Raw genomic sequence first — 22,662 nt, 5'->3', positions numbered from 1 at the left:
TCATCTGATGGAGAGTGAGCATAATTCGCACCAGGTCGGCACCAAACCGGTGCCCCTGGTTGGATGCTGCTTGGAGCCTGAGGACAGGTTTATGCCCGAAAGACAAGCCGTTGCTGTCAGCGACCGGATGACCTACTTTTTTGATTCTGGAGTCAGGTTCACCTGCCGTCAGTGCGGACAATGCTGTACAGGCGACTCGGGAACGGTATATGTTTCCGGTCCGGAAATCAAAGCTATCGCCGAGTTTCTGCACTGTTCCGTCCAAGAACTCTGCGCACGGGCCCTGTATCCCTTCAAAGACAGCTACAGCATACAAGAGGATTCGGACGGCTCGTGCCTGTTCTACCGCGGGGGGTGTTCCATTTATCCGGTCCGCCCGGCCCAATGCCGCAGCTATCCTTTCTGGACCAAGGCAATGCGCAGCGCCTATGCTTGGAAACAGACGGCGCGGGAATGCCCGGGAATCGGCTGCGGCCGGCTGTATAGCCGGGATGAGATCCTGGACGTTCTGGAATGGTCCCCGGTGTAGACCCTGCGGCTCCGGGACAGATTCCGCAGGGTGATGCCCCTCGGCTCAAAGTTCGTGAACCTTGTACGCATCGCTGAATACACAACACGAAGGAGGTGATCCTCCATGCCGGAGACATTGACCCAGGAACAGGGACAGACTCTGCTGGATCTGGCCCGGACCACATTGATTCAAGAACTTGACGGTGATCAGGACCGCTTGCCGGCCAAGTTGGATCAACGCTTGCGGGATCCGGTCTTTGATCAGAATTTGGGGACATTTGTCACCCTTCACCTGCACGGCAATCTGCGGGGCTGCATCGGCAGTCTGGTCGGATCCGAGCCACTGCGGGACAATATCCGCAGCAATGCTCGCAACGCCGCCTTTCGGGATCCCCGCTTCCCTCCGCTGACCAAAGGGGAGCTTACGGATGTGGATATTGAAATCAGCGTACTGACCACCCCGCAGCCTCTGGACTATGCATCGACAGACGATCTGGTCCGCAAGCTGCGGCCGGGAAAGGACGGAGTCATCCTGCAGAAAGGCACGGCCCAGTCCACTTTTCTGCCCCAGGTCTGGGAACAGCTCCCAGAGCCTGATGCCTTCTTGAGCAATTTGTGTCTCAAGGCAGGCTTACCATCAACTGCCTGGAAAGACGGGGATCTGCAGATTTTTACCTACCAAGTTCAATCCTTTGCGGAAAAAGGACAGTAGCAATGGCCCGAATTCTTTCCCTGTTGCCCATCCTGGCGGTCATCTGCTGGGCCCCCGGGCTTTATGCAGCGCAAATCAACGCCTTTGTCAGCATCCCGCCTCTTGCCTACTTTGTCCAGGCCATTGGGGGATCGAGGGTGGATGTCAATGTCATGGTGCACCCCGGGTCCAATCCGGCCGTGTATGAGCCCAAGCCCAGTCAGCTCTCCCAGCTCACCGAGTCTCAAATCTATTTTGCAGCCGGAGTCCCCTTTGAGCGGGCATGGCTGGAGCGCATTCGCTCGGCGAATCCCGACCTGCACATAGAGCACACGGATAAAGCTATCCCCAAGAAGAACCTGCCCTCCACATACAGCTTTACCTCCACCCAGCAGGAGGTGGCCGGAGGAGATCATAAGGGCGGCAAAGACCCCCATGTCTGGCTTTCCCCCCAGCTTGCCCGGAAGATAGCTGAAAATGTCTGCCGCGGTTTGGCCCGGGTCGATCCCCAGAACACACCGACGTATACAGCGCATCTCTCTGAACTTTTGCAGGATATTGACGCCCTGCACCAGGATCTGCAATCCACGCTGGCTCCTGTGTCCGGACGGTCTTTCCTGGTCTTTCACCCGGCCTGGGGCTATTTCGCCAGAACGTACAATCTGCACCAGGTCGCCGTGGAGCTGGAAGGCAAGACCCCCAAACCCTCCCAGCTGGCAAAGCTCATAACCTTTGCCCGCAGAAAAAACATTCAGGCCATATTTGTTCAGCCCCAATTCTCGGCCAAGAGCGCTCGAACCATTGCCCGGGAGATTGGTGCCGAGGTCATTGTCGCCGACCCTCTGGCTCGGGACTGGGCTGCCAATCTACGGGAACAGGCCCGGACTCTGCGCCGGGTCTTAGACAAGTGAGCTGTGTAATGCAGAAAGCCTCCATGACGCCCAGCAGCCCCCCAGTCATCGACATCCGCGATGTCTCCTTCGCCTACCACCGCTCCCTGGTCTTGGAAAACGTCAATCTCCAGATCCAGGAGCGGGACTTTGTGGCTGTCATCGGCCCCAACGGCGGGGGAAAGACAACCCTGGTCAAGCTCATTCTCGGCCTGCTCACACCCAGCCAGGGCAGCATCCATATCTTTGGACGCCCCCCGAAAGAAGCTGCCCCGGACATCGGCTATGTGCCCCAGGACTCGGAGATCAATCCCAGCGTGCCCATGCGGGCGGAACAAGCCGTCCTCATGGGATGCATGCGGGGATGCGGCGGATGGCGCCGATTCTCCAATGCGGACCGGGAACGGGCACGGGAGGCCATGCGTCAGACCGGGGCAGACGGCCTGGCCCACAAACAGATCAGCGATCTCTCCGGGGGGCAGCGGCAACGGATCATGCTGGCCAGGGCCTTGGTCACCCAGCCCAGACTCCTCCTCCTGGACGAACCTGTTGCCAACGTGGATACTCAAGGTCAAAGCCAGTTTTTCGATTTCCTCCAAGAATTGAACACCAGGGTGACCATTCTGGTCGTCAGTCACGACCTGATGGTCCTTTCCAGCCATATCAAGTCCGTGGTCTGTGTGAGCAAAGATGTTCACTTTCACGACCGCCCGGAAATCACCTCAGAGATGCTCTCCGCCGCATACCACTGCCCGGTGGAACTCATAACCCACGGTCCGGTCCCGCACCGGGTCCTGGCCTCCCACGAGTCGGATTCCAATGCTTGATCTTTTGCATATGCACTTCATGCACAACGCCATTTTAGCCGCATGCCTGGCTGGAATCGTGTGTGCAATCATCGGCACCTTCGTGGTTATAAACCGCATAGTTTTCATTTCCGGCGGCATCGCGCACACTGCCTACGGCGGGGTCGGACTGGCCGTCTACTTCGGCTTCGCTCCCCTGCTGGGGATCACCCTGGTTTCCGTGCTTGCCTCCATGGTCATGGCCTGGGTCAGTCTGAAGGCCAGATACAGAGCGGACACAATGATCGGCGTCCTCTGGGCCCTGGGAATGGCCCTGGGCGTGATCCTTCTGGACCTGACCCCTGGCTATCACGTGGATCTGATGAGCTATCTTTTCGGCAGCATCATGGCCGTTCAGAACAGCGATATCTGGCTCATGTCCGGCCTGACGGTACTTATTCTGAGTTCGGTCGGCTATCTGTACCATGACTTTCTGGCCCTGTCCTTTGATCCGGAGTTCGCCAGAGTCCGCGGCATCCCGGTTGCCTTCCTTCACCTTTTGCTCATGCTCTTGATCGGTTTCTCCGTGGTTATCGTCATCCAGGTCGTGGGCCTGATTCTGGTCATCGCCCTGATGAGCATATCACCGTTCATCGCCGAACGGTTCAGCCCCTCTCCCCTGCGCATGATGGGTATTTCCTTGATCTTAAATCTCATCTTCGCCGGCCTGGGACTCGCTCTATCCGTTGCTCTGGACGTATCAGCAGGCCCGAGCATCATCCTCGTCGCCTCCCTGGCCTTTTTCAGCGTGCATCTTCTGGCTCCACGCTGAAAACATGAAAAAAAGCCCCGACAAGTCGGGGCCTTTTTTGTCAACGAACAATCGCTTTCCGTTTATATGCAATACAATCTATACTTATGACTATCAGTTTGTACTGAATTCTGACCTCTGATCACTGACCTCTGTTTACGTACCTTCTTCCCAGGAGTTGAGGTAGTCATTCTGCTCAGCCGTGAGGCTGTCAACGGATATACCCATGGCCTTGAGCTGCAGCCCGGCGATCTGATCATCGATCTCGGTGGGCAGCTGCAGAACCTTGGCCTCCATCTTGCCCTTGTTCTTTACCCCGTACTCGCAGGACAGGGCCTGACCACAGAATGAAGTGGACATGACTTCGCTGGGATGTCCCTCGGCGGCGGCCAGATTCACCAGCCTCCCCTCGCCCAGCACAAAGAGCTTCTTGCCGTCCAAAACATACTCTTCCATGAACGGCCGCACATTGCGCCTGGACTCCGCCTTCTCACCCAGGGTGGACAGCTCGATCTCGTTGTCGAAGTGACCGGAATTGGCCATCATGGCCCCATGCTTCATCAGCTTCATATGCTCAAAGCTGATCACGTGCTTATTGCCGGTCACTGAGCAGAAGACATCCCCGATCCGGGCGGCCTGGTTCATGGGCATAACCCGGAAACCGTCATATGCGGCCTGCAGGGCCCGGAAGTTGTCCACTTCAGTTATGACCACGTTGGCTCCCATGCCTTCGGCCTTCTGGGCCACGCCCCGTCCGCAACTGCCGTAGCCGTTGACCACCACTGTCTTGCCGGCCCAGAGCAGATTGGTCGCCCGGGTGATGCCGTCGATGGTGGACTGGCCGGTCCCGTAATAATTATCCACCAAGTGCTTGGTCTTATTGTCGTTTACCGCGATCATCGGATATTTCAAGGCATTGTCTTTTTCCATGGCCTTGAGTCGGATGATGCCGGTGGTGGTCTCTTCACACCCGCAGATAATATCCGGAATGAGATGGGCGTGCTTCTTATGGATCTCGGAAACCAGGTCACACCCGTCATCAATGGTGATCTGAGGCTTAAACGCGATCACGTTTTCGATATACCGATAATAATCTTCCGTGTTTTCGCCCTTATAGGCCCAGACCTTGACCCCTTCCTCAGCCAGAGCAGCGGCAACGTCGTCCTGAGTGGACAGGGGATTGCAGCCGGTAATGGCCACATCAGCCCCGCCGGCCTTCAAGGTGCGGACCAGAATTGCTGTTTCCTTGGTCACATGCAGAGCCAGGCCCACCCGCACCCCTTTCAGGGGCTTTTCCCGGGCAAACCGTTCCCGGACCTCGAGGAGAGCGCCCATGTGCAGCTCTGCCAGTTCCAGATTATTCTTGCCCTGGGTGACCAAACCCATGTCTTTCACTTCGTACGTACTTCCTTTGTCCATTGTATGGCTCCTTCACATTACAGGTTCTCAACGTGACGTATATGGATCTTTATCTGCAACAAACATATTGATGCAGAGCCCATGCTTGACTGCAATCTGTTCTGTGCGCTGGAGATTGAAACCGGCATCTTCCAGCCACTGTCTGACCTCGGCCGTGGCCAGCCCCATCCAGGGACCTCCAAAACGATCCCGGATCTCAGGGTTGTCGTGCTTGTCGAAATCAACCACCACCAGCCGTCCGCCCTTCTTCAGCACCCGCCCTGCTTCCCGGATACCTACGGCCGGCACCGAAAGGGCATGCAAGGTCATGCTCACCACGGCGGTATCCGCTGTTTCATCCCCCAGGGGCACATGCTCCAGCTCGCCAAGTCGCAGCTCAACATTCTGCCCGTTGGAGGCAAATCGTTTCCTGGCCTGATCCAGCATCCTGGGCGAGCTGTCGATGCCGATGACCTTGGTCGCCCTCTCCTCCAGGACCCGGGCCAGCTCACCGGTCCCGCATCCCAGGTCGACTGCCACCTCTCCGGAGGCGATCTCCCGGACAATCAAGGCATTGAGATCCACAGAACCCAAAATCTCATGCTTGAGATCGTCCCAGTCCGGAGCGATCTCCTGAAAAAACCTGGCTGTCCGATTCTTGCGCTCCGCATAAATAGCCTCGGCCCTCTGCAGGTCTTGGTTCAACCCTGGGTCGTTCTCCAGGCCCTGGCGCACATAGTCGATCAAGGACTTGTTTTCATCGTTGATCACTGCGTGGTAATAGACAAAACTCCCGTTGCGCCTGGAGCCGAGGATCCCGCTTTCGGTAAGGATCTTCAGGTGCCTGGATATCCTGGACTGCCCCATGTTCAAGACCTGGACCAGCTCATTTACATTGAACTCATGGTGCAAAAGGAGCACGAAGAGCCTGTATCGGGTCTCATCCGCCAGGGCTTTAAAAATCTTAATCTTATCCATAAATTTTTATATCGAGATATGTTGATATCCGTTCGGACAGATGTATTGATACACAACCCGCACCTTCTTGTCAAGAGCGAGCTCAATCAGGGGGGAGAGTCCAGGAAGGGGGCTGCCTGCGGACATTCATTTGTGCAGGCTCTCACCCGCATCTTTCAGCTGACGCCTCGGACATGGTGCTTGGAGGTAACCTGTGGATGTAGGCAATTCCACTTTCTGTGTCGAAGAGCCTTGGAATCCAGGGGCGGTAAGATCCGGCTTAGGGGGGAGGCTGCGTGCTGCGAATGATCTCTGTATCCAGGTATCGTCCGGGAATGACGGTTATCCGCGGAAGCTGGTCGAGTGAGCTTTCGTCCACCAGGAGAACGCAGCCGAACACTGCTTCCAGGTTCTCAAAGTTGAGGACCTCCCGGGGAGGACCGTGGTCCATGACCCGGCCGTCGCGCATGAGCAGGATACGCTCGCCGTACAGGGAGGCCAGATTCAGATCGTGGGCCACCATGATCACTGTCAAATCCCGCTCCGTGTTCAGCTCCTCCAGCAGGTCCATGACCCGGACTTGGTGGGCTAGATCCAGAGAGGATGTCGGCTCGTCCAGAAGCATGATTTCCGGCTCCTGGCACAACGCCCGGGCGATGAGCACCCGCTGCAACTCCCCACCACTGAGCTGGGCCAGATGCCGGTTCTTGAGGTGCTCAATCCGCGTGGACTGCATGGCCTCCCGGGCCACCTGGGCATCACGGCCGGTTTCCCAGCCTAAAAGGCCCTGATGCGGATAGCGACCCATGAGCACGGTCTCCAGGACGGTGTATGACGAGGCAACAGTGCTCTGCTGGGGGACCAGAGCCACCTTTCTGGCCATCTCCCGCCTGGAATAAGAGCCGATGCCACGGCCCATGACCTCCACCTGTCCGGTGTGGGGCCGCAGGATGCCGGCCAGGGTCTTCAGCAGGGTGCTTTTCCCGGATCCGTTGGGCCCGATGACCACCAGCATCTCTCCCCTGGCCGCGGTAAAGCTGATTGAGTCCAGAACCCGAACCTGCTCATACCCGGCGCATACATTCAGAACCCGAACAGCATCACTTTGGGGCATTGCATCTCCTCGGCACGACGGTATGTATTTCAGGTCCAGCCTGGGGTGGACAAGCTCCTGTCCGGTTCACTGTTTGGACCTGGCCAAGAGAAAGATGAAGGCCGGAGCACCGATCAAGGCGGTGACCACTCCGACCGGGAGCTGGCCCTGGCCCGAGGCCAGCCGGGCCAGCAAGTCACAGCCGGTCATGAACATGGCCCCCCCCAGGACACAGGCCGGAACCAGCAGGCGGTGGTCAGGTCCAAGCAACATCCGCAGCAAATGGGGAATGACCAGGCCCACAAACCCGACCAGGCCGACAAGACAGACCGAGGCGCTGACCGTGAGCGAGGTCACGATCAGAAGGATGAAGGTTACGGCCTTGACATTCACTCCCATGCTGTGAGCCGCGTCCCGTCCGAACTGCAGGAGATTCATGGGCCTGGCCAAGACAAAAACCAGAAAAAAGCTGGGCAGGATAAGCAGCCCCAGACCGCCGACCTGGGTGATGTTCGAACTGGACAGATCGCCCATGAGCCAGAACAGGATGCCCTGGAGCTTGGTATGCTCGGTTATGGATATGAGAAAGGTTATGATTGCCGAGCAGAACGCATTGACCATGACTCCGGCCAGGAGCAGGCTGTTTTCCTGCACCAGCCGCCGCCTGGAAGCCAGGAGCAGGACCAAGAGCAGCGTGGCCAGACTGCCGGAAAAGGCCAGCCCGGCAACACCGGGGAAAAACCGAAGACCGAGCATCATCCCCAGGACCGCCCCTACGGCCGAACCTCCGGAAACTCCAAGGATATACGGCTCAGCCAGGGGGTTGCGCAACAGGGCCTGAAAGACCAGCCCCCCGATCCCAAGAGTGGCTCCGACCGCTGCTGCCAACAGGACCCGCGGCAGACGGATCTGCCGGATAATGGTCCAGTGCACGCTTTCTTCAATCTCCCCCCGCAGCAGGCCCCTGAGCACCTCTATCAGGTGCTCTCCGGTGGAGCCCCAGGCCAGTCCCAGGACCATGACCAGGAGCAGGCCAAGGGTCAAAGCTGCACAGATGCCCAAGGTACGGCCCAAGGCTCCCCGGGGACTGCCGGTCGAAGGTCCTGAAGGGTCAGCCATTTCCATCCCCTGATCCGCTGGAAACCGGCATCATCTCCTCTTTGTCAAGCACCTGGGGATGAAATAGGTGGACAAGGATGCGCAGGGCCTCGACCAGCCGGGGGGTCGGACGGTTGAACAGGCTGGCGTCCAAAGGATGGATACGCTCACTGCGTACGGCATCGATCTGGGGAAAGGCCTTCCATTTTTTGATTTCCGCCTGGACCAGATCCTCGTCCTTGCTCATGGAGTTGATCAGGATGACATCCGGATCAGCAACCAGGACATCCTCCCGAGAATAGCGGGGATACTGCACAGATCCGGCGGCGACATTCTCCCCTCCGGCTATGGAAATAAGCTCATGGATAAAGGTGTCGGATCCCACTGAAACAATGGGCGAAATCCCTATCTGAAAGAAGACCTTCGGCCTGTGTTCGGCTCGATCTCCCATGCGCCGCAGGGCCGCAACCTGTCTCTGCATGGTTTTTACCACCTGCTCAGCCTGGGCCTGGGCATCGAGCAGCCGGCCCAGATCCGTCAGGGTGTCCATGATTGCGGGCATATCCCTGGGATCCAGGGCATACACCGGGATATCCGCCCTCTCCAGCTGCTGCACGACCTGGTACGGATTGCCGTCCTTGGTGGCCAGGCACAGATCCGGGCGAAGGCTGATGATTTTTTCGACATTTAAATTCACATAGGAGCCGATGGAGGGCAGCTTTCGGGCCTGGGCAGGATAGTCGCTGTACTGGGTTGCGCCCACCAGCTTATCCCCCTGCCCGATGGCGAAGACACTCTCGGTAATGCTTGGGGCCAGGGAAACGACCCGCTGAATTTTATCCGGCAGCTGAACTTCCCGGTCCAGGGTATCCTTGACCGTCCTGGCATCGGACAGACCACCACTAATAAGGAAGATAATCTGGAAAATGAGGAAAAGCGCCCCCAAACGAACATGCTTCATGGATATCACTTCCTCAGGGCCTGTTATTTGTACAGCGGCACTTTGATATGGCCTTGCCGGGGATTGGTCCATGGACACTGTGAGGTCAGGAATATGTCGCTGTAGTGTTATCGCTTGAGCTCAAAACGAATAGGCACCTGCACCCAGGTGGCAACAGGCCTTCCATCCTTTGTCCCGGGCTCAAACCGCCACTGCCTCACAGCCTTGAGTGCACTCTGCTCAAAGACACCCTCGGGTTCGGCCTGCACCACGCTGGATTGGCTTACCCGTCCCAGTTTGTCAACCAAAAACCGCACAACCACCTTTCCTTCCACCCCGCGTCGCTTGGCCCGGAAAGGATAGGTGGGGTTCACCCTGCTGGCCAGCCTGGGCTGGGAATCCACTTCACTCAGGGAGTACCGCTTTTTCCCGGCCGGCTCCGGCTGAGCAGCCGTTTTCTGCTCACTGGACTCGGGCTGTGGCTCTTGCGGGGTCTTGGCTTCTGTTCGGGCCGGGGGGGTGGGCTTGCTGACAGTGATCTGTCCCAGGTCAATCTGCGGCATATCAATGTTCATCTCTGGAAGATCAGGCGGTGAGGAGGGCGAAAATCTCACTTCTTGAGGCTGGATCCTCGGCTCGGGAACCCGGCTCGGCTCTTCCGGTTCCGGGGGTTGGGGCTCCTCCTGGGCGCTTTTCTGTGCGGGATCGTCAGCCTGCATGCTGACCCGGACCGGGTCGCCGATGATGGCGGGAGGGTCAGTCTTTGCATCCCGGAGCTGGGACAAGAAGGGAATAGCCAAAAAAATCAGCAGATTCAAGCAGATGGTGACGATCATAACCAGCAGGTGTCTGCGCCACCGCGGTTTGCTGGTCAGCTCCGTTTTCTGTGGCCATGTATGTTTCATGCACGTTCATATTGTTGAGATTCATCCCGGCCGGCTTGCAGCCACTGCCACGTCCCGCACACCGGCCAAACGGCAGGCATCCAGGACCTGAATCACTGTGCCGGACCGGCTCTCTTTGTCTGCGGCAATAACCACATTCGCGCCCGGATTCTTGAGGGCAAAGCGTTCCACATGGGCCTGGACGGCCCGGACATCTATGGGCTTGCCTTCCATGTAGACCCGGTTTGCGGAGGTCACGCCGATGATCAAGGTAGTTTTCTGTTCCTCTGCGGTCTGGGCCGCAGGCCGCTTCACCTCCACCCCGGACTCTTTGACAAAACTGGTGGTGACCAGAAAAAAAATGAGCAGGATAAAGACCATATCGATCAGGGGGGCAATGTTCAGCTCTGTACTTCCCCTGGAACGCTGGCGTGTGCTCCGGATACTGCGCATGGTTTATTCCGCTGATGTTTGGCTGAGGTCCAGATGCCGGACAAGAGACAGACAGAATCGCTGCATGCGGGCCTTGATCACTTCGGCTCTCTTCTGCAGCAGACTGCCCAGCACCAGGCCTGGAACGGCCACCAAAAGTCCGGTTTGGGTTGTGATCAAGGCCTCGGAAATCCCAGCTGCCATCGGCTTTGCCTCTCCGGTGCCGAAAAGGGAGATGACCTCAAAAGTGGAGATCATTCCGCACACAGTGCCCAAAAGCCCGAGCAAAGGTGCGGCCTTGGACAGGACGAGAATGGTCTCTATATGCCGATCTATCTTCCGGGCTTCCGGCCGGACCAGCCGCTCAATGAACTCGTTTTCATCCATGCCGCGGACATCTCTGCCCATCTGCCTGGCCAAGATCAGAATATTGTTCTGCCAGGGCGCCCCAAACACGGTCCTGTCTGTACGCAACATATCCCGGACCGGCATCTCCTGACGCCTCCAGGAGGTAAAATCCAGGACTTTGAGCAGAATGAGCCACCACATCCAGACGGAGATCGCGAGCAGAGGCGGCATCACACCGCCACCGCTGTCCAAAAAGGACCAAGCCTGAATAAGCAGATTCTCGGGCATAGGACATTATTTGAGGTTCTTCGACGTAGCCTGTGGATTTTTGGAGTTTGCCATCGCTATCTGTGTGCCCACTTTCGGCCCGGTATTTTCTAAGCCCCGCCAAAGGGGGATCCCTGCCCCCTCCAGGCACTCACATGATGGACATTGCTTTCAGATGGACTGAGCATATCATGCATGTGAGTGCCTGGTTTCCCCCTTTTGGCGGGACCAAGAAAATGTGCGGGCCTGCCGCTCAAGGCACACAGAAGAGACGGCAAACTCTTGTATATGCAATTCCACTTTCTGTGTCGAAGAGCCTTATTTGACTGATTCTGGGTTTTCCTGGTCCAGCCCGGCGTTTTTATCTTTACCCTCCTGGTCCTGCCTGCTCAGCACCAGCAGGGAAAAGGCCGCGCCTTTCTCCTCTATCTCTCCGATAATCTTGTCCACCCGCCGATCCAGAAGATGATGCAGAAACATGATGGGCACGGCCACCCCCAGACCGATCTGGGTTGTGATCAAGGCCTCGGAGATTCCTCCGGCCATAACTTTCGGCTCTCCGGTGCCAAAGACGGTTATGGCCTGAAAGGTGGAAATCATCCCGGTCACCGTGCCCAGCAGACCGAGCAGAGGGGCAATGGCGGCCAGTACATTCAAGGTGGGCAAGAAACGCTCCAACCGCGGCAATTGGCTCAGGACTCCTTCCTGAAGGGCGTTTTCCACGACCTGTCGGCTTTCTCCAACATGTTCAAGGGCCTTGCCTATCACTCGGCACAATGGGGAACGCCGGTTCTGGACGCACACCTCACGGCACTGGCTCCAGGCATTCTTTTCCGCCAGCTCGGTTATCTGCTCCATGATCCGGTCGGAATTGGAACGGATCCGAATCATGAATATCAGACGCTCCGCAACCAGGATCAGGGCCAGCCCGGCTATTGCGAACAAAGGCCAGACCAGGAAGCCACCGGCCCGAACCCATTCCCCCCAGGTCTGTTCTCGAGACATCTGGGCGAAAACAGCGCCGTTGCTGATATCCAAAGGGACGGTCTCCTGTTCTGCGGCGATATATGCCCGCAGATTCCGTTCGCTCCACCAGGACAGCTCTCCTCCGGCGGCCACAAGTTCCCGACCTTCGGGGCCGGCCCTTAAGTAACCGGCGTCCTCATCTGTCTGGTACAAAGCACTCAAACCGCCGATGCGGACCAAGGTTCCGGCCTGCTCTGTGCCCCCGGAATCAATAAATGATTCGGAGAAGCGGGTGATGTTCCCGCTTTGCTTCATGAGGTCAAAACTGCTCTCAACCACCGAGCGGATCTCGTCCATCCCGGGCAGCTCCTGCCGCTGGGTGATCTCTGCCAGGTCCGTCCGCTGCTCGGGCATCAGAGGCCCCAGGGGGCTTTTGGTCAAAACCTGCCCCAGGTTCTTGGCCGCAGTCACCAGACTGCCCTGAACCTCCTCCACCTCTTCCCGCTCGGACTGGAGCTTGTTCTTCAGTGCAGCTTCTTCCTTTTCGAGCGCGCTGAAAGCATCCTTCTTGTCTTCCAGGGCAGCCCGAAGATCTGCAACCGAAGATTTCAGTTCTGCATGTGCGGCCTGAAGGTCTTTCTTATCTTTCTGCAACAAGGCCCTGGTTGCAGCAGCCTCATCCCGAATATCTCCAGTCCGCTGCTCGATAATCTGTTCCACCTCCGAGGAACCGGGCTGAACTGCCCAGACTGGCCCTCCCCAGGAGAGAACAATGCAAAACGTCAGCACAACACCCAGCATGCCTTGTGTACCGGCTCGTACGATCATTTTATTCCTCGGGCTTTCCCACCGGGAGCGTTACCAACTCAGCCGCCCGACGCTCCCGGATGATGTCCACGGTTTTCCGCAGCTCTCTAGCCGTGTCCTGGGATAACTGCGCCCAGCCCTGGGCCCGCGCATCCCACATTCCGGCTGTATTCCCATCCCGGGTGACATAAAACAGCCCCACCCGGCCGATACGCACCACTTGAGCCTGGGTGCTCACTCCCTGCACCTCGAGTTTTCTGTCCTGCACATCCACCGAAGTCCCGTATTGAGCCTCCACAGTCAAGGCTTCCAGAACACGGCGCAGACGCTCGCCCAGGCTGACCCCGTGTTCAGTTAAAGACTGCTGCATAAACCTCACCCGGTCCTCTCGTTCCTGGGGCAGGAAGGGAAGGTCGTTCTCAACGAACTGTTCCAGCCTGGCGACAACCTCGGAAAGATAGGGCTCCAGCTCCATACGCAGGCTTTTGGCCACCTCCTCCTGGTCTTCAAGGCGCTTAACAGCCTGTCTTTTCTGCTCAATGTAGGCGGCATACTGCGTATTCTGCAGCTCCAGCCATTTCTTCTCTGTCTGCAGAGACAGGATCTCTTGAACCAGGGCCCGCTTTTCCTCGCTCCAGGCTTGGACTTCTTTCTGCACGGCCTGCTGCTTCTGCAGGGCCTCTTGCATGGATGCGTCCGTTTCCTGGGCCTGAACAGGAGAAAAGCTGGCCAGTGCGCAGCAAAGTGCTGCTCCCACTCCACATACACATAAAGGACCCCAAATCCCCATTTCATCCCGGCCGCCAGGGATTAAGGTGCTCAGGGCCATACGATGGATGCAATTTCTGACCATCTTGATCAACATTGTCGCCGCGTTTGTCATCTCCAGTCCTACGAGTGATGATCCCGGTTTTGGTTTACTCCAGCTCTTTCCCCGGTCTCTGCATCTGAACCCATCCTGGGCCGACCGGAGCTTGAATCCGCCATGCGTATCTTGTGTTGGGACTCCAGAATCCGATTCACCGTCTGCAGGCAGGCCGCAGCCCGGGAAGCAGTCTCTTCCACCTTTGCCGCCAGGGCAAAGGCCTCCTTTGCCGTTTGCCAGTCCTGCTTCTGCCAGGCGGCATACCCGGCCAGCATCCAGGCTTCTCCCCGCACCTCGGGATAGGCCTTTGCCGCCGCAGTCGCCGCCTCTCTGCTGTGCGCATAGCGCTGATGGCTATACAGCATCTGGGCCTTCTCCAGGAGCCAGCCGGGCCTGCGCTCCCTGGCCAGGGCCTTGTCCATCCACTCCACAGCCGCATCGGTCCGCAGGGCCTGGGCATAGAGCCGGCCCATCCGCCAGCAGAGCTCCGGTTCCGGGGATTCCCCCATCCCCTTGCGCATGGCCCTGACTGCCATCATGGGCACGCCGGCGGAAGCGTACATGGACGCCACATCTCTCCATTTTTTAGCCCCCGCATGCCCAATATCATAGGCCAGCTCCAATGCTGAGGCCGCTCCTAGCAGATCACCCTGTTCAGAGCGGATATGGGCCAGCATCCGCCATAGATCTGCATTGCCCGGACGGTCATGGAGCAGATTCCGCAACTGGTTTTCCGCCTGTCTCCATTGCCTGTCCTGGATCAGGGAATAGACGAGGAGCTCCACCCACTCCATCTTGGGCTCTGCTCTCCGGGCGATCAACTGCTGGATGACCTTTGCGGCCCGGGAGTAGTGCTTGGTTTGAAACCAAGCTGCACCGGCCTGGTACAAAAGCTCCGCATCCCCGCCCTGGGCCTGGGCCCGCTCAAAAAGGCGGGCCGCCTGGGTCATGCGCCCGGCCTGCTGGCTTGTCACTGCGTAGTTGCGCAGAATGAGCTCGTTTTCCGGATACAGCTTTGCCGCCCGGGCATAGGTTGCCAGGGTTTTGCTCTCCTGCCCCAATCCGCTGTGGGCTTGGGCTTGAAGGACAAACAGGGTGGCCGCAGGGGACTCGTTCTCGGAGATATAGGAGCTGAGGACATCGAGACACGCCTCGTAATCCTCGTTTTCCAGCTCCTTATGTGCCCTGTAGGCCAAGCGGTGCTCGCGGGGGGAGTCGAACTCCGCAGCATATGCCGGGGCTGCATCCAAACCAGTACACAAAACACTGATACCAATCAGGGCAAGCAGCCAGTATGTGAGGCGCAAAAAAATCATGCCGTCCTCGTAACACGTTTTTTCATCCCGTATGCATTTCAAGACTTAGGTACTCCTGTTTGACTATCTTGTCAAAATCCGACCCAGAACAGGATCACTATCCCGGGCTTGCCCGGCAGCAGCGGACCAGACTCTGTGCTGCCCGGGGACAGGAGGCAAAGTGCAGGTGGACGTACGAGGCCAGAACGTTGCCCGCTGCATAGCCTTCCAGGGTCTCGGCGCCTCCTTTTCGCCCCCGCAGGCAATACACCCGCTCGACCTCGGCCTGCGCTTCGAGTATGGACGAATAGTGGAACTCATGCCCCCGGAGTATGGTGCCGGCCGGACCGAGCAAGGAGTCCCGGCGCAGCTGTACTTCCCGGTAGCCCAGGGCCCGCAGGCGAGCATTCATCCGGGCCCGGAAGGGGAACAGACCAAGCATGGGATGCGTGTGTCCCTGCACATCCTCCAGGCTCTGCATGCAGTACATGAATCCGCCGCATTCCGCATATACCGCCCCGCCTCGGGCTGTAAAGCGTTTGAGCTCCTCCCGCATGCTCCTGTTTGCTGCCAGCTTGTCGGCATACAGCTCCGGATATCCCCCGCCAAGATATATGCCCTGTACATTGTCCGGAAGATGTGCATCGCTGAGAGGAGAAAAAGGGACCAGCTCGGCTCCGGCCTGTTCCAAGAGCCGCAGGTTCTCCGGATAATAGAAGCAAAAGGCCCGGTCCCGGGCCAGACCAATCCGCACCTTGGGATGAAAATCTGTTTTCGCTCCCTGCCAACTGTCCTCCGACTTTCCTCCTCCACTCCCCGCCCTTCGACTTCTGACCTCCGTTTTCTCATCTCCAGCCTCTGACCTCTGTCTTCTGATCTCTGATCTCTGACTTCTGACCTCTGACTTCTGACCTCGGCCCTCTGTCTTCTGACCTCTGTCTTCTGTCCTCCGACCTCTGACCTCTGTCTTATGTCCTCTGTCCTCTGACTTCTGACCTCCGACATCCGACTTCTGATCTCTGACCTCTGATCTCTGTCCTCTGATCTCTGAATTCTGACCTCTGACATCCGACATCCGACTTCTGACGTCTGACCTCTGTCTTCTGACCTCTGTCTTCTGTCCTCTGTCCTCTAATCTCCGGCCTCCGGTCATGTTCAAAAGACTGTCCACATGCACATGATCTTCAATCCATTGAATAAGAGCAGGGAGAACGTCCCCGTCATCTGCCATATCATCGGCCGTGTACAGCCCCAGGTGCCTGGAGGGCATAGCCAAATCCTCCTGACGGGGCAGACAGCCCAGGCAGGACGGGGATCCGGCGGCCACCAGAGCTTCTTGCAGAATCCGGGCATGTCCCGGACTGCCCACCCGGTTGCACAGCACTCCGGCAAAGGAGAGAACCGGGTCAAAACCAGTATATCCCTGGACCAGAGCGGCCACCGAACGGGCCATGGACCGGGCGTCCACAACCAGCAGTACCGGCAGGCCAAGCCATTTGGCCATCTGGGCCGTGGACCCCACGTCATCGGTTGCAGAAAAACCGTCAAATAGGCCCATGACCCCCTCTCCGACCAGGACATCCGCGTCTTCCTGCATTCGGACGAATATCTCCTGGTTGGTCCTTTGATCCAGGATCCAGCCGTCAAGATTATGCGAGGCCCGGCCGGTGATCCGGGCATGGTGCCCGGGATCGATGAAGTCCGGACCGATCTTAAACGGCTGGACCCGATAGCCGCGCGCCCGCAGTGCGGCCATCAGGCCTAAGGTGACTGTGGTCTTCCCGCATCCGCTGTGGGTCCCTGCAACAATGAAAGCTGGTATTTTCATGAGGCATCCAATCTGTCATCTCTGAATTTGTAAAATCCGTACCGGTAATGGACGGACGCATTGCCGCCACTGCCTAACCTATGATTTGACCGTTGTCACCCGAAATACGCGGGACATGGAGATGAGTAATGCAAGACCATATAATCCCTGGAGAGGTGCGTTGACAGACAATTCAGCTTAAGGTATACACCAAAAAATAGCTTGGGTGCTTACTGCCTGAATATTTCTATGCTAGAAGATTCAGGCAACAGGCTGAAAAGGGAACCCTGTGCAAGTCAGGGACGGGCCCGCCGCTGTATCCGGGGACGAACGCCGCATGAAGCCACTTTCAGAACTATTCTGAGGGGAAGGCGCGGCTGGAGGATGATCCGGGAGTCAGAAAACCTGCCTAAGCGAATGTCAGAACGTCGATTCCCGTGGCTGGAATCCGTTCCAAGTCGTTTCCGGTGGATAAAAAGGGAAATCCCTGGATCGAAGTGATTCGATCCAGGGATTTTTTTTGCCTTTTCCCCATCGGCTTCACCCTGAAACTGGGAACAGAGATATCTCTCGGTGTCCTGTTCCAGCTAAGAAGGAAGGGTTCTTCGACGTAGCCTGTGGATTTTTGGAGTTTGCCGTCTCTTCTGTGTGCCCACTTTCGGCCCGGTATTTTCTAAGCCCCGCCAAAGGGGGAGCCCTGCCCCCTCCCGGCTACTCACGTGCAGTTCACTACTTTCTGTTTGAGTGAGCGTATCATACACGTGAGTGCCGGGTGGCGGGACCAAGAAAATGTGCGGGCCTGCCGCTCACGGCACACAGAAGAGACGGCAAACTCTTTATAGATGCAATTCCACTTTCTGTGTCGAAGAGCCGAAGTAAGACTTACCTATGAAGGAGGTTCGTATGCCAAAAACAAAAACGGTTTTTCAGCTAGTGATTCTGGTATCCCTGTGCTTGTTTCTGTCTCCCGGAGCATGGGCCCATGGCCATGCGCATGGACACAAAAAACCAGACAAAAGAGGTATCCTGCTCGTCGCCTTTGGCTCCAGTTATCCCCAGGCCCAAGCTTCCTTTGAAAATATCGAGGCCAGAGTCAAAAAGGCCTTTCCTCAGGTCCCTGTCCGCTGGGCCTACACGTCCAGGATCATCCGGCACAAGCTGAACGAAAAAGGAAAACACTACGACTCGACAGCAATGGCCCTGGCCAAGATGATGGATGAGGGCTTTACGCATGTGGCCGTTCAATCCCTGCATACCATCCCCGGAGCCGAGTTTCACGACCTAAGGTCCATCGTTACCGGTTTCGAGTCCATGTCCTGCGGCTTTGAAAAAATCCTGCTCGGATATCCCCTCCTGTCCGCCCCGCAGGATCTTGTCGCCGTCAGGGATGCCATGCTGAACACTATCCCGGAGGAAAGGAAGGCTGGTGAGGCCGTGATCTTCATGGGACACGGGACCCACCATCCCAGCAATGCCTTTTACCAGGCTATGGCCCATTCGTTTCAGCAAGAAGACCCCAATGTGTATGTGGGCACAGTGGAAGGCTCGCCTTCCCTGGAGGATATTCTGGACCGGATTGAGGACAAGGGCACAGATACGGCCTATCTCATGCCCTTTATGTCTGTGGCCGGCGATCATGTGCGCAATGACATGGCTGGACCCGGTGCCGATTCCTGGAAATCCATCCTGGCTGATAAAGGGATCAGGACCGAAGCCGTGCTCAAGGGAACGGCTGAATACAATACTATCGCTGATATATGGCTTGATCATCTCCAGGATGTCTTTTCACACCTCTAAACAGAACCAGCTGCCATGAAACAAGCGTTTACCCTGGCCCTTCTCTTGCTGGGGCTCATGGCCCTGGTCCTGGCCTCAGCCTGTCTGGGCTCCATGGACATACCGATCCAGGACGTGCTGGGGATTCTGGCCTCGCCCCCCTGGGATGCAGCCTCTTCCCGGTCCGGACAGCCGGACGTCCAGGCCGTAATCATCTGGGACGTCCGGCTGCCCCGGATCCTGACTGCTGCCGCGGTGGGGGCCGGCCTGGCCTCTTCCGGGGCCGTTTTCCAGGGAATCCTGCTCAATCCCCTGGCCGAGCCGTACACCCTGGGCGTATCAGCTGGAGCGGCCTTCGGCGCCTCCCTGGTCCTGCTCTTTGGCATCGATTTTTTGGGCTTTTGGTCCCTGCCCCTGATGGCCTTTGCCGGGGCCGGGCTGACCATGGTTCTGGTCCTTGTGCTTTCCCAAACCGCCGGGGGCTTTTCCTCCACCAATCTCATCCTCTCCGGGGTCATTGTCACCTCCATCCTGTCCGCTGGGATGAGCTTTCTCAAGTATCTGGCCCAGGAAGACGTGGCGGTGATCATCTTCTGGCTCCTGGGCAGCTTTGCCTCCAGCACCTGGTCCGAGCTCTGGCTGGTCTGCGCCTTTTTGGGCCTGACCCTGATCGTATTTATGTGTGCAGCCAGGGACCTGAATCTTCTCTGCCTGGGGGGACGGGTGGCCAGGTCCATGGGAGTGGATTCCTCCAGAACCAGGCTGTTTCTTCTTCTGGCCGGATCCTTTTTGGCCGCCGTCTGCGTTTCGGTTTCCGGAATTATCGGTTTTGTCGGTCTGGTGGTCCCGCATATGATGCGCCTTCTCACCGGTCCGGACCATCGTCTGCTTTTGCCGGCTTCTGTCCTGGCCGGAGCCCTGCTCCTTCTGACTGCGGACACCATCACCCGCTCTCTTCTGCCCCAGGAGGTGCCCATCGGGGTGCTTACCGCCCTGCTGGGCGGGCCGTTTTTTTTCGTCATCTTTCGCAGCCGGAGAATGCGGGTAGAATGATGAGCACAAATCTTTATGGCTGACGAACTACAAACAGCAGCAATGGGCTCCTCAGGTCATATCTTTGCAGAGGCATGCGGAAAAGCTCTTCGTGTATCTGAGGCAATGCATACGGCCCTCTTTCAGCTGGACAGGGTCGGCTTTGCCTATGCCCAGCAGCCGGTGCTCGAGGATATCACCCTGAGCCTGCATTCCGGCTGCTTCTACGGCCTGTTGGGCCCCAATGGAAGCGGCAAGACCACGCTCCTTGATCTCCTGTTCGGGCATAAGCGGCCGACCCAGGGAAGAATCACATTTCAGGGCCAAGACATCCGGCATTCTTCCCAAAGGGAACTGGCTCGGCATATAGCCCTGGTGCCCCAGAGCGATCAGATCAATTTTCCCTTTACTGTGCAGGAGGTGGTGGCCATGGGCCGCTACCCGCACCTGTCCAGGTTTCAGGCTCTGTCCGCCCAAGACCTCGATCTGGTGGACCGAGTCATGGACCAGGCCAAAATCCGTCACCTACGGTCCAGGCCGGTCACCGCCTTGAGCGGCGGGGAAAAGCAGCGGGTCATCTTTGCCCGGGCTTTGGCCCAGGACACACCGGTTCTCCTCCTGGACGAAGCCACCTCAAACCTGGACATCAAGTACGGCCTGCATCTCATGGGCCTGACCCGGGACCTGGTTCACAGCAGTGGATTGAGCGTGGTGGCTGTGTTTCAAGACCTGAATCTGGCCGCAGCCTTTTGCCATCGCCTCATTTTTCTCCGCCAAGGCAGGCTGCACACCTGGGGCCGGACCGAGGATACTCTGACCTCGGACACTCTGGCCCAGGTCTTTGAAGTCCACGCCGAAGTCCGCAGAGATGATTCGACCGGTTGCCGCCACGTGGTTTTCCGGGCCGACGATCCCTGGGCCGGATGAAACTGAGGATGATGATATATGGTCAAGCTGAGACTCAACGGCCTTTGCCTCAATAACATCTCATGCCTGCTGAACGGGACCCCGCAAACGCTTTTTGCTTGTGCCCTTTGCTGCCTGAGCCTGTTTCCTTTTTCTGCATCCAGGGCGGTTGAATCAGCCAGTTATAATGAAAAACAGGCTATTATGGATCAGGCAGGCCGGCATGTTCAGGTCCGGGAACCTATGCAGCGCATCATTTCCCTGTACGGAGCGCACACGGAAAATCTCTTCGCCCTGGGCCTGGAGGATGAGATTGTCGGGGTCAGCCGACATGAGGTCTTTCCTCCCCAGGCCCTGGACAAGTCTGCTTTCGCCGCCCATCAGGACCTGGAGCGCTTTTTGGCCCCAAGACCGGACTGTGTCCTCATCCGGCCCATGCTGGACCGGGGATATCCCCGGCTGGTGGAAGGTCTGGAGCGTCTTGGCGTGCAGGTGGTTTCCCTGCAGCCGAACACGGTGCAAGAAATTACCGGCTATTGGAAGAAGCTGGGCGTCCTGACCGGCAGACAGCAGGCTGCCGGGGAAATGATCGACACATTCATCCGCACCCTGGATCGGTTCGAACAGCTTAATGAAAAAATTGAACACCCCAAACTAGTCTACTTTGAGGCCATTCACTCCAAAATGAAGACCTTTGCCCCGGATTCCACAGCTGTGTTCGCCCTGGAATCGGCCGGGGGCATCAATGCGGCCGCCGATGCCAAGGGTCTGCGGGGGACAAACATCGCCGCCTATGGCAAGGAAAGAATCCTGGCTCAGGGAGATAAGATAGACGTCTATCTAGCCCAGAAGGGGCCCATGAATCAGCCCACGAAAAAGATGATTTACCGGGAGCCGGGGTTTCAGGCCATAAAAGCGGTGCGCGCCCGGGATGTCTTTATCATTGATGAAGCTTTGGTCTCCAGGCCAACTTTTCGCCTCTTGCTGGGCATAGCCCGGATTGGGCATCTGCTCTACCCGGATGTCTATACCACCGATGAAGTGGACGAGGTACGCGCCCTTGTGCGCAAACAATACGGGCTCGCAGCCCGGTAAAACGTGATATCAGTTATCGGTATGAAAAACTGTTATGAGTTATTGGTTAATAGTTATCAGGATCCGATTGGGTAACCACTCCCAGTCGGTATCGGTATCGGTATCGAAATCGTTTGTATGATTCGTTAGCGCAAGCGTGCCTGCGCCTTGGCAGGCATGTCGGTTAGTATGCGTGACGTAAGTCACAACGAAGAACTGATGACGTCTTCTCATCCAAAATCTGCGGCAGCATGCAGGAGATCCCATGAAACACGATACGAATCCATCACATCAGCAAGGCGCCCTGTACGGTATCGGGGTCGGCCCCGGCGATCCGGACCTTATCCCAGTCAAGGCGGTGAAGATCCTGCAGACAGTAGACGTTATTTTCACCGCGTCCTCCACCAAGAACGAACACAGCCTGGCTGTTCGGGTGGCCGCTCCGCATCTGCCTCAGGGCATACCGGTGCATAATCTCCCCTTTCCCATGAGCCGGGACCGGGAAACAGTGCGGGCAGCCTGGGAGGAAAACGCGGGAAGAGTCCTGGGACATCTGAACCAGGGCCAGAGCGCTGCATTCTTGACCATGGGCGATCCGTTGACCTACTCCACCTTCAGTTATCTTCTGCGCACTCTCCACAATCTGGATCCCCAGGTGTCGATAACCACCATACCCGGGATCACCTCCTATCAGGCCGCCGCAGCAGCCACCAACACCCCTCTTGTGGAAGGAGAGGAGAACCTGCTGCTGCTCTCCGGGGTCAAGGGCGGCAACGGCATCCGGCATTCATCCGCCATGCAGGCGGACACCGTGGTCTTTCTCAAGGCTTACAAGAAATGCGCCCATATTGTGCACAGCCTGGAAGAATGCGGCCGGCTGCACTCTAGTCTGGGCGTGGTCCGCTGCAGCTTTCCGGACCAGGAAGTCGTCCGCGACCTGAGCCAGCTAGCCCAAAAGGCTCCCAAGTACTGGACATTGATCCTGTCCAGAAAAAAGGATCCCTATGCAGTTGAGGATTAAGACTTGATT

Annotated in this window: 22 protein-coding genes and 1 riboswitch; of the genes, 10 read left to right on the top strand and 12 right to left on the bottom strand. The window is 57.5% G+C overall.

Features of this window, described 5'->3' with window-relative positions; all coding sequences use genetic code 11:
* Positions 1 to 91: 91 nt before the first annotated feature.
* The 5 genes from N902_RS18385 to N902_RS0115375 all read left to right on the top strand — a co-directional run bounded on the left by N902_RS18385 (position 92) and on the right by N902_RS0115375 (position 3,708).
* Positions 92 to 529: a YkgJ family cysteine cluster protein gene (locus N902_RS18385; RefSeq protein ID WP_161635204.1), complete on the top strand. Its 438-nt coding sequence runs from the start codon at positions 92 to 94 to the stop codon at positions 527 to 529.
* 105 nt (positions 530 to 634) lie between these two features.
* Positions 635 to 1,222 carry an AmmeMemoRadiSam system protein A gene (gene amrA, locus N902_RS0115390; protein WP_027371620.1) on the top strand — a complete coding sequence of 196 codons (588 nt, stop codon included), beginning with the start codon at positions 635 to 637 and terminating at the stop codon, positions 1,220 to 1,222.
* A 2-nt stretch (positions 1,223 to 1,224) separates the two neighbouring features.
* Complete coding sequence (locus tag N902_RS0115385; protein WP_027371619.1) at positions 1,225 to 2,112, top strand: metal ABC transporter solute-binding protein, Zn/Mn family; 888 nt, start codon at positions 1,225 to 1,227, stop codon at positions 2,110 to 2,112.
* A gap of 23 nt (positions 2,113 to 2,135) precedes the next feature.
* Positions 2,136 to 2,918 (top strand): metal ABC transporter ATP-binding protein, encoded by a 783-nt coding sequence (locus N902_RS0115380; RefSeq protein ID WP_034623248.1) that lies wholly within the window; start codon positions 2,136 to 2,138, stop codon positions 2,916 to 2,918.
* Complete coding sequence (locus tag N902_RS0115375; protein WP_027371617.1) at positions 2,911 to 3,708, top strand: metal ABC transporter permease; 798 nt, start codon at positions 2,911 to 2,913, stop codon at positions 3,706 to 3,708. The genes N902_RS0115380 and N902_RS0115375 overlap by 8 nt, the downstream gene beginning before the upstream one ends.
* 135 nt (positions 3,709 to 3,843) lie before the next feature.
* On the opposite strand, the gene ahcY is transcribed toward N902_RS0115375, so the two are convergent.
* From ahcY to N902_RS18975, 12 genes are all read right to left on the bottom strand, one after another.
* Entirely contained in the window at positions 3,844 to 5,106 is a 1,263-nt protein-coding gene (gene ahcY / locus N902_RS0115370; RefSeq protein WP_027371616.1) for an adenosylhomocysteinase, read from the bottom strand.
* A gap of 27 nt (positions 5,107 to 5,133) precedes the next feature.
* Positions 5,134 to 6,063, bottom strand: coding sequence for an ArsR/SmtB family transcription factor (locus tag N902_RS0115365; RefSeq protein WP_027371615.1), 930 nt, complete (start codon positions 6,061 to 6,063; stop codon positions 5,134 to 5,136).
* A gap of 259 nt (positions 6,064 to 6,322) precedes the next feature.
* Positions 6,323 to 7,156, bottom strand: coding sequence for an ABC transporter ATP-binding protein (locus N902_RS0115360; RefSeq protein WP_034623165.1), 834 nt, complete (start codon positions 7,154 to 7,156; stop codon positions 6,323 to 6,325).
* A gap of 66 nt (positions 7,157 to 7,222) precedes the next feature.
* Positions 7,223 to 8,254, bottom strand: a complete 1,032-nt coding sequence (locus N902_RS0115355; RefSeq protein ID WP_051564687.1) for a FecCD family ABC transporter permease — start codon at positions 8,252 to 8,254, stop codon at positions 7,223 to 7,225.
* Positions 8,247 to 9,194 (bottom strand): ABC transporter substrate-binding protein, encoded by a 948-nt coding sequence (locus tag N902_RS18380; RefSeq protein ID WP_051564675.1) that lies wholly within the window; start codon positions 9,192 to 9,194, stop codon positions 8,247 to 8,249. The genes N902_RS0115355 and N902_RS18380 overlap by 8 nt, the downstream gene beginning before the upstream one ends.
* A 107-nt stretch (positions 9,195 to 9,301) precedes the next feature.
* On the bottom strand, positions 9,302 to 10,078 hold the full coding sequence (locus N902_RS18980) for an energy transducer TonB (protein WP_051564674.1): 777 nt from the start codon (positions 10,076 to 10,078) through the stop codon (positions 9,302 to 9,304).
* A 21-nt stretch (positions 10,079 to 10,099) separates the two neighbouring features.
* The gene (locus N902_RS0115340) at positions 10,100 to 10,510 is read right to left on the bottom strand and encodes an ExbD/TolR family protein (RefSeq protein WP_027371612.1); all 411 of its coding nucleotides are present in this window, start codon (positions 10,508 to 10,510) and stop codon (positions 10,100 to 10,102) included.
* 3 nt (positions 10,511 to 10,513) lie between these two features.
* The gene (locus tag N902_RS0115335; RefSeq protein ID WP_027371611.1) at positions 10,514 to 11,125 is read right to left on the bottom strand and encodes a MotA/TolQ/ExbB proton channel family protein; all 612 of its coding nucleotides are present in this window, start codon (positions 11,123 to 11,125) and stop codon (positions 10,514 to 10,516) included.
* A 297-nt stretch (positions 11,126 to 11,422) separates the two neighbouring features.
* Positions 11,423 to 12,898 (bottom strand): MotA/TolQ/ExbB proton channel family protein, encoded by a 1,476-nt coding sequence (locus tag N902_RS20430; RefSeq protein ID WP_084288506.1) that lies wholly within the window; start codon positions 12,896 to 12,898, stop codon positions 11,423 to 11,425.
* 1 nt (position 12,899) lies between these two features.
* A complete protein-coding gene (locus tag N902_RS18365) occupies positions 12,900 to 13,634 on the bottom strand; it encodes a DUF3450 domain-containing protein (RefSeq protein ID WP_161635203.1) in 735 nt (244 codons plus the stop codon).
* Between the two features lie 134 nt (positions 13,635 to 13,768).
* Positions 13,769 to 15,058 carry a tetratricopeptide repeat protein gene (locus N902_RS0115320; RefSeq protein ID WP_153304258.1) on the bottom strand — a complete coding sequence of 430 codons (1,290 nt, stop codon included), beginning with the start codon at positions 15,056 to 15,058 and terminating at the stop codon, positions 13,769 to 13,771.
* A gap of 97 nt (positions 15,059 to 15,155) precedes the next feature.
* Positions 15,156 to 16,865 (bottom strand): cobyrinic acid a,c-diamide synthase CobB, encoded by a 1,710-nt coding sequence (locus tag N902_RS18975; RefSeq protein ID WP_051564672.1) that lies wholly within the window; start codon positions 16,863 to 16,865, stop codon positions 15,156 to 15,158.
* A gap of 193 nt (positions 16,866 to 17,058) precedes the next feature.
* Positions 17,059 to 17,271, top strand: a riboswitch (cobalamin riboswitch).
* Positions 17,272 to 17,747: 476 nt separating this feature from the next.
* Between N902_RS18975 and N902_RS0115305 the strand changes: the two genes are divergently transcribed.
* The 5 genes from N902_RS0115305 to cobI all read left to right on the top strand — a co-directional run bounded on the left by N902_RS0115305 (position 17,748) and on the right by cobI (position 22,653).
* The gene (locus tag N902_RS0115305; RefSeq protein WP_034623161.1) at positions 17,748 to 18,641 is read left to right on the top strand and encodes a sirohydrochlorin cobaltochelatase; all 894 of its coding nucleotides are present in this window, start codon (positions 17,748 to 17,750) and stop codon (positions 18,639 to 18,641) included.
* Positions 18,642 to 18,656: 15 nt separating this feature from the next.
* On the top strand, positions 18,657 to 19,673 hold the full coding sequence (locus N902_RS0115300; RefSeq protein WP_027371608.1) for a FecCD family ABC transporter permease: 1,017 nt from the start codon (positions 18,657 to 18,659) through the stop codon (positions 19,671 to 19,673).
* Positions 19,674 to 19,778: 105 nt separating this feature from the next.
* Entirely contained in the window at positions 19,779 to 20,579 is an 801-nt protein-coding gene (locus N902_RS0115295) for an ABC transporter ATP-binding protein (RefSeq protein WP_027371607.1), read from the top strand.
* A gap of 183 nt (positions 20,580 to 20,762) precedes the next feature.
* Positions 20,763 to 21,653 (top strand): ABC transporter substrate-binding protein, encoded by an 891-nt coding sequence (locus N902_RS18350; protein ID WP_244147440.1) that lies wholly within the window; start codon positions 20,763 to 20,765, stop codon positions 21,651 to 21,653.
* 244 nt (positions 21,654 to 21,897) lie between these two features.
* Positions 21,898 to 22,653, top strand: a complete 756-nt coding sequence (cobI, locus tag N902_RS0115285; protein WP_027371606.1) for a precorrin-2 C(20)-methyltransferase — start codon at positions 21,898 to 21,900, stop codon at positions 22,651 to 22,653.
* The last annotated feature ends 9 nt before the right edge of the window (positions 22,654 to 22,662 follow it).

The organism is Desulfovermiculus halophilus DSM 18834 (genome assembly GCF_000620765.1).
Lineage (GTDB): Bacteria > Desulfobacterota > Desulfovibrionia > Desulfovibrionales > Desulfothermaceae > Desulfovermiculus > Desulfovermiculus halophilus.
Note: the sequence above shows the minus strand (reverse complement) of the source record. Positions and strands in the feature narration are given on the sequence as shown.

Coding starts and splice junctions, on each gene's coding strand:
- N902_RS18385 (WP_161635204.1), top strand. CDS start 92: ATGCCCGAAAGACAAGCCGTTGCTGTCAGCGACCGGATGACCTACTTT.
- amrA (WP_027371620.1), top strand. CDS start 635: ATGCCGGAGACATTGACCCAGGAACAGGGACAGACTCTGCTGGATCTG.
- N902_RS0115385 (WP_027371619.1), top strand. CDS start 1,225: ATGGCCCGAATTCTTTCCCTGTTGCCCATCCTGGCGGTCATCTGCTGG.
- N902_RS0115380 (WP_034623248.1), top strand. CDS start 2,136: ATGACGCCCAGCAGCCCCCCAGTCATCGACATCCGCGATGTCTCCTTC.
- N902_RS0115375 (WP_027371617.1), top strand. CDS start 2,911: ATGCTTGATCTTTTGCATATGCACTTCATGCACAACGCCATTTTAGCC.
- ahcY (WP_027371616.1), bottom strand. CDS start 5,106: ATGGACAAAGGAAGTACGTACGAAGTGAAAGACATGGGTTTGGTCACC.
- N902_RS0115365 (WP_027371615.1), bottom strand. CDS start 6,063: ATGGATAAGATTAAGATTTTTAAAGCCCTGGCGGATGAGACCCGATAC.
- N902_RS0115360 (WP_034623165.1), bottom strand. CDS start 7,156: ATGCCCCAAAGTGATGCTGTTCGGGTTCTGAATGTATGCGCCGGGTAT.
- N902_RS0115355 (WP_051564687.1), bottom strand. CDS start 8,254: ATGGCTGACCCTTCAGGACCTTCGACCGGCAGTCCCCGGGGAGCCTTG.
- N902_RS18380 (WP_051564675.1), bottom strand. CDS start 9,194: ATGAAGCATGTTCGTTTGGGGGCGCTTTTCCTCATTTTCCAGATTATC.
- N902_RS18980 (WP_051564674.1), bottom strand. CDS start 10,078: ATGAAACATACATGGCCACAGAAAACGGAGCTGACCAGCAAACCGCGG.
- N902_RS0115340 (WP_027371612.1), bottom strand. CDS start 10,510: ATGCGCAGTATCCGGAGCACACGCCAGCGTTCCAGGGGAAGTACAGAG.
- N902_RS0115335 (WP_027371611.1), bottom strand. CDS start 11,125: ATGCCCGAGAATCTGCTTATTCAGGCTTGGTCCTTTTTGGACAGCGGT.
- N902_RS20430 (WP_084288506.1), bottom strand. CDS start 12,898: ATGATCGTACGAGCCGGTACACAAGGCATGCTGGGTGTTGTGCTGACG.
- N902_RS0115320 (WP_153304258.1), bottom strand. CDS start 15,058: ATGATTTTTTTGCGCCTCACATACTGGCTGCTTGCCCTGATTGGTATC.
- N902_RS18975 (WP_051564672.1), bottom strand. CDS start 16,865: ATGAAAATACCAGCTTTCATTGTTGCAGGGACCCACAGCGGATGCGGG.
- N902_RS0115305 (WP_034623161.1), top strand. CDS start 17,748: ATGCCAAAAACAAAAACGGTTTTTCAGCTAGTGATTCTGGTATCCCTG.
- N902_RS0115300 (WP_027371608.1), top strand. CDS start 18,657: ATGAAACAAGCGTTTACCCTGGCCCTTCTCTTGCTGGGGCTCATGGCC.
- N902_RS0115295 (WP_027371607.1), top strand. CDS start 19,779: ATGCATACGGCCCTCTTTCAGCTGGACAGGGTCGGCTTTGCCTATGCC.
- N902_RS18350 (WP_244147440.1), top strand. CDS start 20,763: ATGGATCAGGCAGGCCGGCATGTTCAGGTCCGGGAACCTATGCAGCGC.
- cobI (WP_027371606.1), top strand. CDS start 21,898: ATGAAACACGATACGAATCCATCACATCAGCAAGGCGCCCTGTACGGT.